Below are 17,592 nucleotides of genomic sequence, written 5' to 3'. Positions count from 1 at the left end.
GTGGGGGAAGGGGCCACCGGCCGCGGAAGCTGTCATCGAGTAAGTCAACGATGCCAGACCTATGCCTGCCATGGCTACTGCAAGTGTCTTCGACATTTCTCTTCGTCCTACTGATATTCCAAGGTCCAGCCTTGGTTGCCACGTGGGAGAAACGATGTCAGTTGTCGCCAATCGGCCCCTATGAGCTGGTTTGGGCGTTCGATCTTCACAAGAGCGCCGCCCAGGCTAAATTCCTGATCCCAGTATATATGATAAAACTTATGCTACAATTGGTATCGGTCAGACTTTATCGGTATTGATGAGTCTGTTGCTTTATCGATACTGTGATGAAAGTCTGAACCGTCGGCGCTACCTGTAGAGATTGGGCTATCCGTCTGTAGTCTCTCCGCAATTTGGAGGGGCTTTACTCAGGCGCCGTTTAGTACGACCTCTTGACGAGGCGCTGGTCACGCGTCAACTGTCATTATGTGATAGAAGCAAACGCGGGTTTGGGAGAGCAAATACGAAGCCTAGGAAAGTCATCGACCTCCTCACCTCCCATCACCCTCGGCAGCCCCGCTAAGCCGCTGAAGAACGAGTTCCTTTGCACCATCGAGGATGATACGTCCCTGGTCCATGACGATAATGCGGTCAACCAGTTCGAGCATGGTGGGGCGGTGGGTGGAGATGATGAACGTCCTACCCGCCAGCCAAGGTACCATCCTTGCCAGCAACTGCCTTTCCGACGCCTCATCAAGCGAAGCTGTGGGTTCATCGAGTAGAACCACAGAAGAATCACGAAGAAATGTGCGGGCCAACATCACTGACTGTTTCTGTCCACCCGACAATCCAGCGCCTCCTTCAAGGATAGTCGTCTCAAGCCCCTTGGGTAGAGACTTAACAATCAAATCTGCGCCGCTTAGGTGTAAAACGTGTTTGACTGCCTCATCAGTTGCCAATGGTGCCCCCAGTTTTATGTTTTCCAAAAGAGACCCAAAAAACAGCCGGCTATCTTGCGTAAGCAGTGCAACATGTCGCCTCACATCACCAACGTCGATATGGCGCATATTCGTGCCATCGATAGAGATGGTCCCGTTGGTGGGCGGTATCGCGTTGGCAAGTAATCTCAAAAGGGTCGATTTCCCTGCACCGTTGCGCCCGATGATTGCAATTTTTTCGCCGGGCCGAATCTGCAAGCTAGAGATACGCAGGTTGGGACCTTGCTCCAGATCATAAGCGAAATCGACGCTGCTCAGTTCATATTCGCCGTTGATGAAAGTCCGACGCAGCTGCCCAGCTCCCGCTTGATGATCTATGGGCTTCTGGAGCAATTCATCCAGTCCCTTGCGCGCCGTTTTAGTTGCTTGCCATTTCGTGAAGATCTGGGCGAACTGGGCGAATGGTGCCAGGGCGCGGCTGGTTAGGATACTAGCACCAATGACAGCACCGGTGGTTAGATCGCCGGCCAGCACCATGTAAACGCCAAGGATGATCACGGTAACGTAGCATATTTGCTGTACCGACGAGATCCAGAATATGTAGGTCGAGATATACTGTTTTTGCTTCAGAGCGACATCCGAAGACGCCACCGAATACTGGTCCCAAAGTCGATGAAACCGCCCTTCGGACTGGAGGGCCTTGATGTCTTCGATTCCGGCAATCGACTCCACCAAGATGGCATGCCTAAGCGCTCCTTCTCTCGAGGCAAGATTTGACATTTTTGACAGTGGGATCTGAATTAGTAGGCCAGGCACAATAATCAACGGCAGGGCTAAGGCGACAGCCCAGATCAGCGGGCCTGAAACTGCCCAGATTACAAACAAGAACGTAATTGCGAAGGGAATATCAATTGCAGCCGTAATTGTCGTTGAAGCTAGGGATTCTCTGATCGTTTCGGTTTCTCGCAGCTGCGCAATAAATGCGCCAGTCGACTTAGGCCGGGCATCATTGCAGATATCCAAAGCCCGCCCAAAGACCATACTCGATATCGTGCGATCCACTTTTTTCCCGAGAGTATCAGCGATTGTCACCCGCGAAACACGCAGCATAAACTCAAACATGACCGCGACAAAAACACCGGAAACCAATACCCATAGGGTAGAAAGTGACTGCGAAGGTACAACCCTGTCCCACACCTGCATCGAAAAAAGAGAGCTCGCCAGTGCTAGCAGGTTGGCGAGAAACGAAGCCACTCCGATCTCAAGGTGACGGCGTTTGTCCGCAAAAAGGAGCGACCAGAACCATGAGGGTGAATAGGCTGCAAGATACCTGCCCAGCTGGCTGTCTCGAACCGAAGCTGCCGGACTCAGCATGAATAGCCGCGCAGAGAATAGCTCGCCAGCTTCCTCTCGCGTCATTACCCGCTCCATCGAAGCGGAAGAATCGACCCGCAATAAGGAAATCGTTTCGTCACCTACAGTCGTGACGATTGCGACATTTCCATCCTTCAGCTCAGCAATGATGGGAAGGACATAAGACGGAATATCAAATATGCTTCGGCTGATGAGTTCGCCTGTCAAGCCCACACGGCGCGTCACGTAGGTCAGTAATTCTTCTAGTGGCTTGTCGGCCGCCCAAAGGAAAGACTGCCGGATCATATCCGCCGATGCGGCACGTCCGTGGTAGCGCGCGACTACTTCGATTGCGACGGCCCAGCTATTTAGACTGTGGTTCATTTGGACACCAGGTTGTAAGGTGATGGACCCACCAGCGGGTCGGCCGCACCGGGAGTAAAGGGTTGGACCGGTCCGGCGGCATCAGAACGGGTGCCGACGTCGACCTCAAAGCAAGTCATAAGTTCCCTCTACGTATAGATGCAGCGCACTCCGGAGCTCGTACGAGTTGGCAAATACGCGAACGTCCAACGGAAGCGTTTGTATTGGCATGGAGAACGTGATGAATGTATCATAGGAGACTATTGGATACAAGTGAGCCTAATTTTGACTGCGACGGGCGCTGAAATGAGCGTCTTAGCCCAAGCATCTGCCACGAGGCCCGTTCGTTTTCTGGACCGCTGGAGGCCAGTGGTGAACGATCGCTGAAGTGACGCTCACTAGACATCGCGGTAGGTAGTGGATTTGCCGAAGAGGGGCGTGCGACCGCCTTTGCCTAGGCGGGATCCCGAACCATTAACGCTCCGTCGTGGCCCCCTAAAGTCAAGGTGACGGGCTTGTCATGTTTCGCTCCGTGAAGATCCAAGGCTCCTAAACACGATCCCGAGCGCTATCGCCTTCTGGAGAACAGCGTTATATCCATCGTGCTCGGCTTCAATTTGCGCGACCTGCGCTTGATAAATGCTTCCTTCAGCCGTCAAAAGCTCAGACAGTGTCCGTTTACCCAGCGTATATTGCTCAAAGAAGAGATCTCGCGACGCATAAGCATCATTCAACTGCTGTTCGACGATTTCTTTACGGCTGGCGGCACCAGCAGCATCCTGTTCGGCAACCTTAAAGCGGGCTTCATTTTGCATTCGGATTGACTCCACCTGCGTCAGGGCGGCAACTTCATTGCTTGATGCTGCCTGGACGCGGGCGCCCTGAGCCCCGCCTTGATAGAGATTTCCCTTGAGAGTAACCATCAGCGAACCGCCATGACTGCTGGGATCGTAGGGATCCACACCGTAGGAACCCTGTAAGGCTAATCGTGGATAAATCGATGCCTTCTCTGCTGCAAGTTCATAGCGTGCCGAGACAGCCTGCTGCTTCGCCGAGAGGATCTCGGGATGCGATTCCAGCCGATGAACATTAAGAGCTTTGTCAATCCGTGAAAGCGGGCGAGCGACTGGCTGAAGCACTGGGGGATCTATTCCGATAGCACTGGATATCGATGATCTGGCCGCGCGTTCGTTCGTTTCAGCAGCGAGAAGGCCGGCTCGGGCCCCATTCAAGATAACGTCGGCCAGTAAAACATCAGCTCGATCTGAAACGCCGCTTTCCTCGCGCAAGCTGATGATCGCGTGCAGTCGTGTAAGAGATTCCAAATAATCCTGCGAGGCCTGTCTCAGCGCTGTAGCACGCAGTGACGCCAGATATTTTGCGGATGTTTCAGCCGCGATTCTTTCCGTTACTGCATCGACTTGCACGTCCGCTGCAGTTTCGTTGGATTTTGCAGCGCCTATAGCGGCAGGAGTCTTCCCAAAGTCATACAGGAGCAACTCGGCTGTCACACCTATACTTCCATTCTGTCGACCAGCGCCTTGTCTCGAATTGGAAAAGGAGTTACCTACCCCGCTGTCGAAAGAGACCTGCGGATATCTCGCCGCCTGAGCTACGATCACGCCTGAGCGCTCCCTGTTTAGGAGCGCTTCGGCTGAATGAATGTCGGGATGACGCCTGGCTGCCATTTGGATTACCCGCATCAGGCTCAACCCGTTTTTCGCAGTGCGGTCGTCCCTATTTGCTCGGCCCCCTAAAGCTAGGTGCCTTGCAATCTGTCCGTCAGGAAGGGATGCTAGCTCCCGCAACGCCTGACTATCGTCGGTGCTCAAGGAGGGGCGAAGCGCGATCTCTTGAATTGTGACCGGGATCACTATTCTCTCAAGCTGGCCCGTGGACGAAGATCGTTTTCCAAAGACGCTCGCTTTGGACCTCGGGATCAAAGAGGCACTGACGAATGAACCCATTGGAAGTGCGTGCTGATCGATTTTTGAACGCGCTAGAAACCGTGCACTCGGGGAAAACGGAGAGGCACTCCACCACCCGCCCTCTGAATTCGAAGACCCTGTGAACATCTGGTAGTTTTGTTGATGTTCCCTCGGCCCAGCCAGCAATGGCGCCGTCAACAGGGGCATAAAGGATAAGGCAATACATGCCCGCAAGCGAAAGGCGTTCAATAATTGGAGTTTTACACCCATAAGAGCACCCGTTTGCCGTCATCTGCGATAGGTCTGATATACATCGGGGATGGTTAATTGTTCCTTAATTTATTGGCATTGCAGCCTTGTTCAATCCGAATAACCTCTGTCCGCAATCGATGTTTTTCCGCCCGCCCGATTGAATAGCTTGCAGGCCGGCTAGATCGGTATACCGACAGTCCCCCAAACGAGTGGTGTTGGTGAAGTGGTGGCTGACTCCAGCTAGGGCTTCCCACCTGATGTATTACTTCCGAAACAGCCATTCTTGGCGATGCTTTGCAAAGTGATGCACTGATGACGCAAGTATCCGCTTCGTGAGTTGGAAGATCCGATAACAGGCGCTAGTACGTTTCTTGTCCGCAAGCCCCGCCGATCTTGGTCCTTCGGATCTGGCGCTCTGACCATCGCACATACACGTGGCTCGCCGCGCTTGAAGGCGAGCAATGTGCGCGTCAGACCCTCTCCATCGATCTGTCGGTCTTCGCACGGCGGCATCAACGGGAGGTAGCGATCGAATCTGCGTCAACAACATAACTCTCGATGCCGTGGGCTTCCAGCACGCGATGTATCGAGCCGTGCAATCCGGCCTCCTGGATCCTCACGATGGGAATGACTTTCCTGTTCGCAACCGCGCCTTCAGTTGTAGCTGCTCAAACCGATCCAGCACCTCGGCGACATTTCCACCGTCCACTACATGCTTCGCCATCTTCTCGCCGTTGCGCGGCAACAACGAAGTTACAGGTCGATCGGCTCAGTTCCAAGGACAGAAAATTGCGCCAAGATCAGTGCGAACAGCGGTCGGATGAATGGATGGAGGTTTAAACTGCTCTGCGAGTGTTTCGATGCAGCCTCACTCTGCCAGAGCGTCGGCCGGTTGTTCACTCCTCACGGGACCTAAAGCCGAAGAACGACATCACCCGCACTTGGCCTACCCTATGCAACTCCGGCCAGCGCCGGGCAGGCCAAGAGCTGGTCGGCTTCAGGGGGTGAACATGGACGCCGATAAGGGGCCAACATTCCGAACGATGACGTAATTGCTGCCGGCATGTCCCAGTCTCCTCGATGGTGGCAGACTGGTCCCAGTGACAACGGGAGGACATCACAGTGAAACAGTATGTCGGATTGGACGTCTCACAGAAGGAAACTGCTGTTTGCGTCGTTGACGAGACCGGTCGCCTGCTCTTCGAGGGCCGGGCGAAATCGGATCCTGGCGCTTTGGCGGCGCTTCTGGCGAAGAAGGCCCCGGATGCGGAGCGCGTTGGCTTCGAGACCGGTGCTATGTCGAGCTGGCTCTGGCATGAACTGAAGAGGACCGGCGTGCCGGTGGTCTGTATCGACGCGCGGCACGCACATGCGGTTCTGTCCGTCCGGATGAACAAGAGCGATGAGAACGACGCGCGCGGCCTAGCCGAACTGGTTCGGATCGGATGGTATCGCGAGGTTGCGGTGAAGAGTGAGGCCAGCCAACAGGTCCGCTCGATGCTGATCGCGCGTTCCCGGCTCGGGACGATGCGACGAGATCTCGAAAATCAGGTCCGATCGATGCTGAAAGAATGCGGACTAATCTTCCCTCGCGCCATCGCAGGTCAGTTCCAGCGCTGCGTCACCGAATTGACCGGAGACGATCACGTGCTTTGGCCGATTTTGCTACCACTGCTCTCCGTGCATGCCTATGTTTGCCGAGAGCTTGACGGGTTGGACCGCCAGGTCCGACAGATGGCTCGAGCAGACGAGACGACAAGGCGGTTGATGACCGTGCCGGGCATTGGCGTGGTAACGGCATTGACCTTCCGTCATACGATCGACGATCCGTCCCGCTTTCGAAGCGCAACATCCGTGGGTGCCTATCTCGGTCTAACGCCGCGACGCAAGCAGTCGGGCGAAACGGATACCATCGGCCATGTGTCTCGATGGGGCGATCGTTTGCTGCGAACGTATCTATTCGAAGCAGCCAGTGTGTTGCTCCATCGGACTCGGCGCTGGTGCGCGCTGAAAGCTTGGGGACTGCGGCTGGCGAAACGCAGCGGCATGAAGAAGGCACAGGTCGCTGTTGCTCGCAAACTGGCCGTCATCCTGCACTGCATCTGGATCGATGGCACCTCGTTCCAGTGGGGCAAAGAGCCGGCCTGACACTGAACATTCACCCGAGATCGCAGGGCTGCCTTGGGCCTGTGATGTCCCGCCGGGACGGTGGTTGCGGTGACCTCGCTCAATCGGCTGCGGCTCAAACAACCGCGCTCCGCACGTTGAGGCATCCGACCCGAACATCATCATGAGGCCATGACCTCGAAAAGGACCATGACCCCGGCACGGACAAAACAGGCTTGACTAAGTCCCGCAATTAAAGGGCCGATTGACAGTCATCTTTCTCGAAGAGCTTCATTGAGCTTGTTAAGAGGTTTGACGAGATACTCAAAGACGGTTTTAGAGCCCGTCTTGAACTCTACGGTTGCGATCATACCCGGCATGATTGCGTGATCCTTGCCATCGGCGGTTTGCAAATACGAGCGACTGGTCTTCACATAGACCCGGTAATAGATGATGCGCTTATCAACCTCGTCGATGAGCGTATCGGGGGAAATACGTTGCACGACACCGTCCAGCGCACCGTAGATAGAATAGTCGTAAGCCGTCAACTTTACCAGCGCGTCCATGCCCGGTCGGACGAATGCGATGTCGCGCGGATTAACCTTAGTTTCAATAAGAAGCTGATCCTCCACGGGGACGATTTCCATGATGGTCCCGCCGGGAGCGATGACACCCCCAACTGTCGTGACCTCGATGTTTTTAACGATGCCTCTCAAAGGCGCGGTTATCGAGGTTCGATCGAGCTGGTCGCGGCGGCCTTCATTCAACTTAATCTGGGAATCCAGCTCTGCCATGGTTTTTGTGTATGATTCCTTTGCCGTGACCTCGTACTGGCTTTTGAGCTCATTCACTTTCCGCCGCAATTCCACAACTTGCTGCTTCAGCCTTATGACTTCTACAGCGCTTGCTGCCCCTCGTGCCACGAGCGGCTCCGTCAGCTTCAACTCCTGGGACGTCAGGGAAAGTGTTTCCTCGAGTCCGCCTAGATTGCTTTCGAGCGCCTCTTTGTGGGCTTTGAATAAGCTTCTCTCGCGATCCATGAGATCAGGATCACTTTGAACGATTTCTGGAAATTCCAGGTCTTTGCCTGACATCTGAGCCCGCAACCGCGCAGCGGCGGCCTCAAGCGACAGGATCTTCGAGTCCAGTTCGCCGAATTGAGCCCGAAACCGGGTATCATCGAGCACAGCTAGTGTTTGGCCCTGGTCGACTATGTCACCTTCGCTAACCATCATCTCCGATAAAATACCGCCCTCAAGGGACTGGATGGTCTGCGCCTTTGACGAGGGAATTACTTTTCCGGTTCCTGACGAGATTTCTTCAAGTGGCGAGTGATAGGACCAGACAAGCAATGCGGTGATGGCTGCCAGTCCAATCCACACGATGGCCGAAGGGCGGTTTTCGCCTCTGCGGGATAAACCCGAGGAAGCCGGCAGATGAAAGGGTGCACTCATTTTTACGTCGGAAGCAGGAAGGTCTGGACGTGCGTCGCACCGGGCTCGAACGTCACCTGAGAATTTCCAAACAGGCCAAGGCCCGTGAGGTTCGCCGTAATGCCTAACCTCTTATATCGGAACACGTTAATTCCTCTCCCCGGGCTCGCTTCGGAATGTGCGTTGTTGATTATTGCAGTCGCAACAATGACGAATGAATGCACTCGAAATAATCAGGAGATTGGCCTGCCTGAGGAGCGTTTCTTCGCAGGTTTTGGCCTGGCCGTCGCGGGCCTGGCGGTTGGCTCAAGCACGATGGTTGCGGGGTTCGGGTAATGATCCAACGCCGCACCAGTTGCCGCGTCCGTAGCGAGGCCGATAACTCCCCCGATGAGGACGTTGCCTGCCATACTTGCGGCGCCCTTACCGCTTGCCTTGGTTTTAATTTCGTGGCTGCCGCGTTTGTATCCGGGCTTTTCGGCGTAGGCAGTAAACTCTGTCTTACGACTGACGTCGACCTTGCATGGTGACTTGCAAACGTGGCCCAAGGAGGTAGTAATCTTCGCGTCATCCGGCTCAGCTCGAATGATGACCACTTCGGACGTGCCGCGGGTTATTGTACCGCATGAAGCAAGCGCCGATGCGATGCCAAAAATAACGATCAGTTTGCTAGACATCTTGTCGGAGCCCCGCGGACATTGGAGATTGTAAAGAATAATCGCAGCGTCACCGTGCGACGCCTCGATTAACAGATAAATTGAAAATATCTTGTTATTGCATTGTGTACGTCAGCGCAACAGCTCGAAGCGCATAAATTCTTTGCTATGGCTTTTCGACGTGCGGCGCTCCACTCCCAAGTAGAACCGTTGAAGAATCATCGCAAAGCTTCTCGGCGCGAATTGTGGATACCCCTCTAGATCAAGGACTTCAGCAGCTAACAGCGGCGAATGCTGCGGGTGCTGGGTGGGCGTTTCTTGATTGTTGGCGACTAACCAACCCGCAGGTGTATTGACTCGTTGTATGATATACGTATGGTATCTCAATACATGAGGCGATGGGGCGGCGTGCGCCGTCAAGGGCTAGGGTTGCAATGAACAGACTATCGAAGTACCTGCTGGCAACCTTGCTGGCTGCCGCAGCGGCTAATATCGCGCGCGCGGATGTCACCGAGGGCATCCGGCTGCTGGAGAGCGGCAATCCGGCCGATTCGGTCAAGCAGTTCCAGGCGGCGTTCGAGGCCGGCAATGCCGATGGCGCGTTTTATATCGGCCGGCTCTTCGAGATGGGCCTGGGCACCGACCGCGACTTGCGCCGGGCAACCGAACTCTATGCCGCAGCAGTCTCAAAGGGCAGTGCCAAGGCGCAAAACCGGCTGGGACTGATGTATCTGAGCGGCGAGACAGTCCTGCAGGATTACGCCCGCGCCTCGGAACTCATTTGCGCCTCGGCGGATGCCGGCGATGCCAACGGACAATTCAACTGCGGACTGCTTTATTCCGAGGGTAAGGGCGTGGTTCAGGACTGGGTCCGGGCGCTTGCCTACTGGCAGAAGGCGGCGGCACAAAACAATGTCGCCGCACTCAACTATATCGGCCAGGCCTATCGCGATGGCAGCGGCGTGAGCGCGGACCCGGCCAAAGCTGTCGAATATTTCCAGAAGACTGGGGCCGCCGGCAACCCGATGGGCATGTTCGAACTGGCCAGGGCCTATGCCGACGGATCGGGGGTCGAGGCGGATCCGATCAAGGCGCATGCCTATGCCAATATGGCAGGGGTTCGCGGTCAGCCGGAGGCCATTGCCCTGCGCGACACTATTGCCGCCCAGCTTTCTGCCGAGGACCTCACCAAGGCCCAGGCGTTCGCACGGTCGTGGAAGGCCGTGCCGATCGAACAGACCAAGCCTTAGGGCTTCGTCATGGCGAGGGGAATGCAAGGGGTGCGCCGGGTGCGGCGTGCGTTTGCTGGCCTTTTGGCTTTTGTCGCTGCTTCTGGCCTTGCGAACGCACAAACGCCGGCTGGAGAGTGGCGGATCAGCTGTGCATCAGCGGCTGTGCCTGGCCGGTGCCAGATGGTGCATCCGATATCTCGCCCTGACGGCGGTCCACCTGACTTCATGCTCACTATTTCGGCGGCAGCCGGTTCGAAAGACCACTTTGCGGTTCTGACCGCGCCGCTGCGTGTCTTTCTGGTCCCGGGGATCCAGCTGCAGGTCGACACACGCCGCCCCTTCAAGGCGCATTTCGAGATGTGTGACGCAGTTGGCTGTCACGCCGGCTTCAAGCTCTCGGATCCGGTTCTCGACGCCTTCGCCAAGGGAAACATCGCCAAAATCCACGTCTGGACCGCGAAAGACAAGGGGATCGAGCTGCCTGTCTCGCTGAACGGGTTTGCCCGCACCTATGCCAGGTTCGCCAACGGGGAGCGCCAATAATGACCGCCAACAGATATTCATTGCTGGCTGCGGCCGCGGGCCTGATGCTCGCCGCCACCGGGGTTGCGGCCGGAGCGCTGGAGGAGGGGCAGGCGGCTTTTGAGGCAGGGCGCTACGAGGCGGCGTTCATGAGTTTCTCCAGGGCTTTTGCCGACGGTGACGGCGAGGGCGCCTATGCCGCCGCCCGCATGCTTGAGCTTGGACTGGGCGTCGATCGCGACCCTGTTTCCGCCGCAGTGCTTTACCGGCGCGGGATGGAGGCGGGCCATCCCGCCTGCCTGAACCGCGTTGCCCTGATGTACTACCGGGGCGAGCAGCGCGTCGGCCAAAATTACCCCCAGGCGCTTGCGCTGTTTGCGCGCGCAGCAGAGGCCGGCGACGCCAACGGCACCTTCAATCTGGGAAAGATGTATTTCGAGGGCAAGGGAACCGATCGGGACATCGAACGGGCACTGGCCCTTTACCGCCAGGCTGGCGAACGGGACCATGTCCTGGCACTCAACACGCTCGGGTCGCTTTACAAGTCCGGCTCCCAGGAAGGCGATCTGGACAAGGCGCGCGGCTATTTCGAGCGCTCGGCGCAACTGGGCAATGCGCTTGGGCTCTACGAGACGGCGCTGTTTCATCTTCATGACGGCGATAGCCCGCAGAACCTGCGCGCTGCCCACACAAATCTCAATCTCGCTTCGGCGCGGGGCTTCGACAAAGCCAGTGAGGCGCTTGAGCAATTGACCGCGTCCATGCGCCCGGACGATGTCGCGGCCGCTCAAGCAAACGCGCGCGCCTTCAAAGCCGCACCTGCGCCAAAGGGCGACTGATGACATTGTCGCGTGTAAAACACTGGCATTTTGCCGGATGGCTCATCCTGGCCGGCCTTGCCACAGGGCAGGCGAGCGCCCAGTCCGTCACGGATGTCGAACGCACCCTGCGCGACAGCCTGCAAAACCAGGCAAACGCCGAGGCGCTGGCAGAGCGCAGCCGACGTGATGCTGCACGGGCGCGCACGAGCCGCCTGGGGGGCCCCGAAGGTGCTGATCCCCTGTCACCGGCACCCGGTGGACCCTGCTTTCAGATCAGGCAGATCCGCATCACCGGGCATGAGGCCTTCGGTCGCCAGCCGCAAGGTCATCGCCAACTCCTCGATCGTTGTTCGACAGCTGCCGACATTGCGGCCGCTCTCAACCGCATCAATGCCGACTATCAGTCACGCGGGTACATCACCACGCGCGCCTATTTGCCCGAACAGGACATCTCCAGGGGCGTGCTGGAAATCACCGTCATCCCCGGGCACATCGAAGGTTACGTCTACGGGGACGGCCGGCCGGCCGATGCTCGTATTGCCGGCGCCTTCCCCACCGACCGCGGCGACCTACTGAACCTGCGCGATCTCGAACAGGGTCTCGACAACTACAACAGCCCACGATCGGCCAACGCAAAATTCCAGCTCGTCCCCGGGCAGGCCAATGGCGGCTCTTTCGTTCAGGTGCTTGCCGAAGACGGCCGCCGGTACTGGGCATCCTCGTCGAGCAACAATACCGGCTTCGAGACAACCGGCGTCGTCAAGAGCTCGGCCAGCCTGGGAATGGACAACCTCGTCGGCATCAACGACCAGATCAGCGTCGGCCTGACGACGACGCCCTTCGATCCGCGCTCGCGCCGCTATTCCGACAGTCTGTCGCTCAATGCATCCGTCCCTTACGGAAACTGGTCCTTCGGGCTGGACGCCGGCGCCAGCCGCTATTTTTTCATGCTCGACGGCATCAACCAGTCTTATCCGGTCAGCGGCCGCACCAACCATGTGACGCTGTCGGCCGAACGTTTGCTGATGAGGGATCAGCGCAGCAAATACTATGCCTATGGCGAGCTCAAGCTCACCCGGAGCCGCAGCTATATCGACGACTTCGAGATCGAGAGCCAGCGCCGCAACCTGACGATCGCCACGCTGGGGCTCAGGGGCGAGACAAAGTTCGACGATGCAGGCCTTGCCTGGGACGCCGGTATTCGCTTCGGCCTAGATGCATTCGACGCCTATGTGCTCGACAAGAGCATCGTCGATCCGCAGTTCCAGATGGTGTTTGCCCGGCTCGACTATCAAAAGCCGATCGCCAAGACCGATCTCGTCTACAGCGCCCAGCTGTCTGCCCAGTACGGCGACGACATCCTGCCGGGCTCCGAACAGTTCTCGATCGGCGGCTGGTCGAACGTGCGCGGTTTCCATGACGACAATCTCTATGGCGACAGCGGCGTCTTTCTCCACAACACGCTGGAATGGACCGCCCATCGCTCGGATGAGCTCGATATTCGCCTCAGCGCCGGCCTGGATTTCGGGGTGCTGCGACCATCGGCCCTGCGCGACTGGGATCAGCATCATCTCGTCGGTGCAAGCATCGGCGCAAACATCAAATTCCGCCAACGGCTCAACCTGACCGCCGAAATCGCCCACGCACTCGATCGTCCATCCGACTTCGAGGCGGGGCGGACGGTCGCCTTCCTGGGGCTTGGCGTCAGCTTCTAACCAACAGCGACGCCGGCAAAAAACGCCTGGCGAAAGCAACACAATCAAACGGCACGGCAGACGCCAGGGGATGGCAGATGTCGCATGGCATGAGGGGCGTTACGATGACGACGACAATTGGGAAGCTGTTTAACGCCTTCCTCGCCACGGTGATTGCCCTTCAACCCGCCATCCTGCAGGCCGGCGAGATCCATCATACGCTGCCTGACACGGCACGCCCGCGGGTGGACCAGGCCTACAACGGAACCGACATTCTCAACATCGCCACGCCCAATGGCGCCGGCGTTTCCCATGACGTCTATGACCGGTTCTCCGCCGGCGACCTGATCGTCAACAATTCAGCAGCCAATGTCGACACCCAGCTTGGCGGATGGATCGAGGGCAATCCAAACCTGGCCCCCGGCCAGGCCGCAAGGCTGTGGATCGGCGAGGTGGTCGGCGGCAGCCAGACGCAACTGAACGGTATCCTCGAGGTGGCCGGTCAGCGCCTCGATGTCATCCTGGCCAACGAATACGGCATCACCTGCAACGGCTGCGGCTTCGTCAACACCGATCGCGCCACCCTCACCACCGGCAAGCCGCGCTTTTCGCCATCGGGCGCCCTCCAGGGGTTCGACGTTCGACAGGGAACGGTGACCGTCGGGGCAGCCGGCCTCAATCCGCAAGGCCGCCTTGGCATGGACGACACATCCCGCGTCGATGTGATCTCCCGCGCGGCTGCCATCTACGGCAAGATGCGCGCCGACAGCCTGAACATTGTCGCTGGCGCCAATATCGTCGATTACAACTGGTCCTACGATCCACAGACCGGCCAGGTCACCGGCGTTACCCCGCAGGCCGGATCGGGCGGTGCGCCGGCCCTTGCCGTCGATGTCGCAGCCCTGGGTGGCATGTACGCCAACGCCATCCAGATGGTGGCGACCGAACGCGGTGTCGGTGTGCGCCTCGACGGCACCATGGCCTCCAGCACCGATATCGCCATCAGTGCCGCCGGCAAGCTGACGCTTGGCTCGGCAGGCGAGGGGTTGAAGGCCAGGCAGAAGGTTGCCATCCGGGCGCAAGGTCCGCTTCAGCTCGAAGGATCGGTCGTCTCGGAAAACGACGATCTCGTCGATATCAGAACAATGGCGGCACTGACCTTTACCGGACAGGCATCCGGCGGCGCGATCCTGCTGGAAAGCGTCGGGCCAGCCCAGATTGCCGCTTCTGTCGCCGCCCGCCAAGACCTCGACATCCGCTCGCTCGGCGGCAATGTCGTCATTGCCGCAAACGCTGCGCTGTCAGCTGGCAACATCAGCATCGATGCGGCCGCCAACGCCGTCGTCGATGGAAACATCAAGGCAGGTTCCGAGCTGACGATCGCAGCTGGCCAGTCGATGGCAACCGGTCTGCAATCGCATCTCGAGGCCGGCACGGTTTCTCTTGTCGCCGCAGCCACGGACACACACGGCCTCATCAAGGCCGCTGACACGCTGGCAATCACCGCAGGCGCCGGCGGCGCCTCCCATGCCGGAACGCTGAGCAGCCAGGACATCGTCCTTCGATCGGCCGCTTCGTTTGCCAATACCGGTATCGTCTCGGCCGGCAACAGTCTGACCATCGAGGCCGCGAGCGCGATCACCAATGCCGCAGTGCTGATCTCCGGCAACGACATGTCGCTCTATGCCCGCCAGATCCTCAATGATGGCGGCGTCATCTGGGCCAACGACACGATAACGCTCGCCGGCAATGCCGATCTCGAGCGTGCCGATCTCATCCAGAACACCGGCGGGCGCATCGAAGCCTTCCAGGGCGATCTGACAATCCGCGCCGACGAGGTGCACAACCTTGGCAGCGCCCCGACGATCAGCCTCAGCCAGATCATCAAATGGCTGGAGCGCGGCAGTGCCGAAGCCATCATCCCCTCCGAGCAGATCATCAAGCTGATCGATCCCGCCTTCCTCGGCGCCGATGGTCGCATTCTGCCAGGCTATGAAGCCGCCTATGCAGCCCTGTGGGCCGATGTCGTCAACGGTGGTGCGTCGCTGTCGCCCGAAAGCCGCTCGATCCTCAAGCCAGGTGTTCTGGCACCAAGCGGGACGGCGATCGCGGCAGATTTTGCAACGCTGTGGGCGGATATGAATGCCAAGGCCAATGCCGCCGGCACACCCGATCCCGCAGCAAGCATCGAGGCAATGCTCGCCCCGAGCGTCCTTGACGCCAATGGCAACATCCTGCCCCAGTACAGTGCCGCCTACGCAAGCCTCTGGGACATCCTCGGATCTGGCGCAACCACAGTTCCCGACGATGTGAAGGCAATCCTCAACCCTGCCTTCCTTGAGACAACCACGCACTTCGACCCGCAGACAGGCGAACTGGTCACGACCGTGACCAACCGCCTGGTGGGTTCGGCAACCAACCTTTGGGCTGCCATGACGGCAGGGGCGGGGGCTGGCTACGACATCGTCAAGATCCTCTACCAGGACCGCTTCAACGACGACGGTATCCTCGCCGAGCTGGTCGCCGGAGGCAGCATCGATATCGAAGCCGACACGGTTCACAACATCTATGGTGACGTCTCGGCCGGCCAGGATATCACGATCACCGCGGATGAGGTGAAGAACCAGGCCATTGGCGCCACCCAGGTCCTGCTTGAGGTTCACAAGAAGCCGAGCTGCTTTACCTGCCATGAGGGCAAAGTCGACTTCTACGACACCTTCGGCGGCCGCATCGAGGCCAATGGCACGGTCTCGATCTCCGGCAACCTGGAAAACACCACCGTCAACTCGTCGCAGATGTCCACCCAGGACGTCATGGACAAGCTCAACGCCTATATCGCCGAGCAGCAGGTCGAAGGCGACCGCGAGCTTGCCGGCGTGCCGCTTGCCCATCTGACGAATTTCGAGCTCATCGACCGCCGCATCGACGATTACACCGCCCCCGTCTCGGGCAACGGAAGCGATATCCGCAAGGTCGCAAGCACAGACACCGGCTCGCAGACCGAGGTCGATAACGGCCCGGTCATCCCGCTCGACACCCATCAGATCGGCAATAATCTCCGCCCGGTGGCCCCCCTCATTCCTGGTCTGACAGCTGGGGCCTCGGGCGATGCGCTGTTGGCCGCCGGCCTCAACACGCTTGCCGAAACCAATCCGGAATTCACCGAATACGCCAACTTCATCACCTCCAACTACATGATGGCCGAGCCAAGGCTCGCCTATCGCGACGATCTCATCAACAACACCAATGAGGCGGTGCTGTCCGCCCTCAAGCGCGGCGAGACCGCGGTCGGCCAGGTCGATGTCGATTATCTGAACAAGCCCGTCCAGGTACCGTCACCCGATGGTTCGGGCATGCGCACGGTCTACCCTGCCGAACGCCCGCTGCAATTGCAGACCGACGGCGCGCTGATCAAAGGCGGCGACGTCACCATTACCGGCGACAAGGTCGCCAACCACCACGGGTCGATCCTCGGACAGAAGGACGTCTCGGTCACTGCCGGAACCCTGTCGGGGACCGGCGGAACCATCTCCGCCGATACCGGCGAGCTGGCGCTGACGGCGCTCGGCTCGATGACCTTCGAACACACCACGCTCGACGGTCACAGCATCGACATCGTCGCCGGACAGGATTTTACCGGCAAGGGTGTCACCATCCAGTCGCAGACCGATGCCTCGATCCTCGGCCTGACCGGCGTCACACTCACCGCGCTCGAACATGAATACACGCTCAACCGGCCCGGCTCGACACTTTCCGCCACCGACCAGCTGACCTCGTCGATCCATGTCGGCGGCGACCTTTCGATCGTCACCTTCGGCGATCTGGTGCTGGCAGGTGTCGACGTGATGGCCGAGGGCGGGATCGGCCTGTCGGCCGCCGGCGATGTCATCCTCGCAGCGGTTGAATCCACCAGCGAGTTCCACGCCAAAGCGAAGAACTCGAGCAAAGACATCGAGACGGTCACCAGCCATGTGACCTCGCTTGGCGCCGGGGGCGACGTCAAGGTCGTCGCTGGCGGCAGTGCTATTCTTGTCGGCACCGGGATCGACAGCGGCGGTTCGGTAACGCTGGCCGCGGCACAAGACGTCATCCTCGCCGCCGCCCAGGACATCTACGTCTACAATTCGCAGACCAAGAAGAAGGGCTTCCTCTCCAAAAAGCAGAAAACCGTCTCGACAACGCAGGTCACCAACACCGGCGTAACCATCGGCGCACGTGGCGATATCGATATCATTGCCGAAAGCGGCAATCTCATCACCGCCGGCTCAAAGTTCAATTCCGCCGATGGCAATATCGATCTGACCGCCATCGAAGG

The 17,592-nt window shown here is 58.5% G+C and carries 10 protein-coding genes and 1 pseudogene; 6 read left to right on the top strand and 5 right to left on the bottom strand.

All coding sequences use genetic code 11. The features are described 5' to 3' along the window. Nucleotides 1-530 precede the first annotated feature (530 nt). From LH464_RS23210 to LH464_RS23200, 3 genes and pseudogenes are all read right to left on the bottom strand, one after another. The gene (locus LH464_RS23210) at nucleotides 531-2,654 is read right to left on the bottom strand and encodes a type I secretion system permease/ATPase (protein ID WP_226788787.1); all 2,124 of its coding nucleotides are present in this window, start codon (nucleotides 2,652-2,654) and stop codon (nucleotides 531-533) included. A gap of 497 nt (nucleotides 2,655-3,151) precedes the next feature. Then, nucleotides 3,152-4,321: a TolC family protein gene (locus LH464_RS23205; RefSeq protein ID WP_226788786.1), complete on the bottom strand. Its 1,170-nt coding sequence runs from the start codon at nucleotides 4,319-4,321 to the stop codon at nucleotides 3,152-3,154. 852 nt (nucleotides 4,322-5,173) lie between these two features. Beyond that, nucleotides 5,174-5,675: pseudogene (locus LH464_RS23200) on the bottom strand (IS110 family transposase); the annotation flags it as partial. 260 nt (nucleotides 5,676-5,935) lie between these two features. Here LH464_RS23200 and LH464_RS23195 point away from each other — a divergent pair. After that, entirely contained in the window at nucleotides 5,936-6,961 is a 1,026-nt protein-coding gene (locus LH464_RS23195) for an IS110 family transposase (RefSeq protein ID WP_226788785.1), read from the top strand. 230 nt (nucleotides 6,962-7,191) lie between these two features. On the opposite strand, the gene LH464_RS23190 is transcribed toward LH464_RS23195, so the two are convergent. Further along, nucleotides 7,192-8,373 carry an HlyD family efflux transporter periplasmic adaptor subunit gene (locus LH464_RS23190; protein ID WP_226788784.1) on the bottom strand — a complete coding sequence of 394 codons (1,182 nt, stop codon included), beginning with the start codon at nucleotides 8,371-8,373 and terminating at the stop codon, nucleotides 7,192-7,194. Nucleotides 8,374-8,585: 212 nt separating this feature from the next. After that, a complete protein-coding gene (locus LH464_RS23185) occupies nucleotides 8,586-9,029 on the bottom strand; it encodes a translation initiation factor 2 (protein ID WP_226788783.1) in 444 nt (147 codons plus the stop codon). A gap of 413 nt (nucleotides 9,030-9,442) precedes the next feature. Between LH464_RS23185 and LH464_RS23180 the strand changes: the two genes are divergently transcribed. From LH464_RS23180 to LH464_RS23160, 5 genes are all read left to right on the top strand, one after another. Then, nucleotides 9,443-10,258, top strand: coding sequence for a tetratricopeptide repeat protein (locus LH464_RS23180; RefSeq protein WP_226788782.1), 816 nt, complete (start codon nucleotides 9,443-9,445; stop codon nucleotides 10,256-10,258). Nucleotides 10,259-10,267: 9 nt separating this feature from the next. After that, entirely contained in the window at nucleotides 10,268-10,783 is a 516-nt protein-coding gene (locus LH464_RS23175) for an invasion associated locus B family protein (RefSeq protein ID WP_315859746.1), read from the top strand. Further along, entirely contained in the window at nucleotides 10,783-11,601 is an 819-nt protein-coding gene (locus LH464_RS23170) for a tetratricopeptide repeat protein (protein ID WP_226788780.1), read from the top strand. Before LH464_RS23175 ends, LH464_RS23170 begins: the two co-directional genes overlap by 1 nt. Continuing rightward, nucleotides 11,601-13,298 carry a ShlB/FhaC/HecB family hemolysin secretion/activation protein gene (locus LH464_RS23165; RefSeq protein ID WP_226788779.1) on the top strand — a complete coding sequence of 566 codons (1,698 nt, stop codon included), beginning with the start codon at nucleotides 11,601-11,603 and terminating at the stop codon, nucleotides 13,296-13,298. Before LH464_RS23170 ends, LH464_RS23165 begins: the two co-directional genes overlap by 1 nt. A gap of 104 nt (nucleotides 13,299-13,402) precedes the next feature. Further along, nucleotides 13,403-17,592: two-partner secretion domain-containing protein (locus tag LH464_RS23160; protein WP_226788778.1), on the top strand; the 4,190-nt coding region annotated here is incomplete at its 3' end.

Origin of the sequence: Pseudorhizobium xiangyangii, assembly GCF_020531965.1 — a bacterium.
Taxonomy (GTDB): domain Bacteria; phylum Pseudomonadota; class Alphaproteobacteria; order Rhizobiales; family Rhizobiaceae; genus Neorhizobium; species Neorhizobium xiangyangii.
The sequence above is the reverse complement of the archived record's forward strand: the minus strand, read 5'-3'. Positions and strand labels throughout refer to the sequence as shown.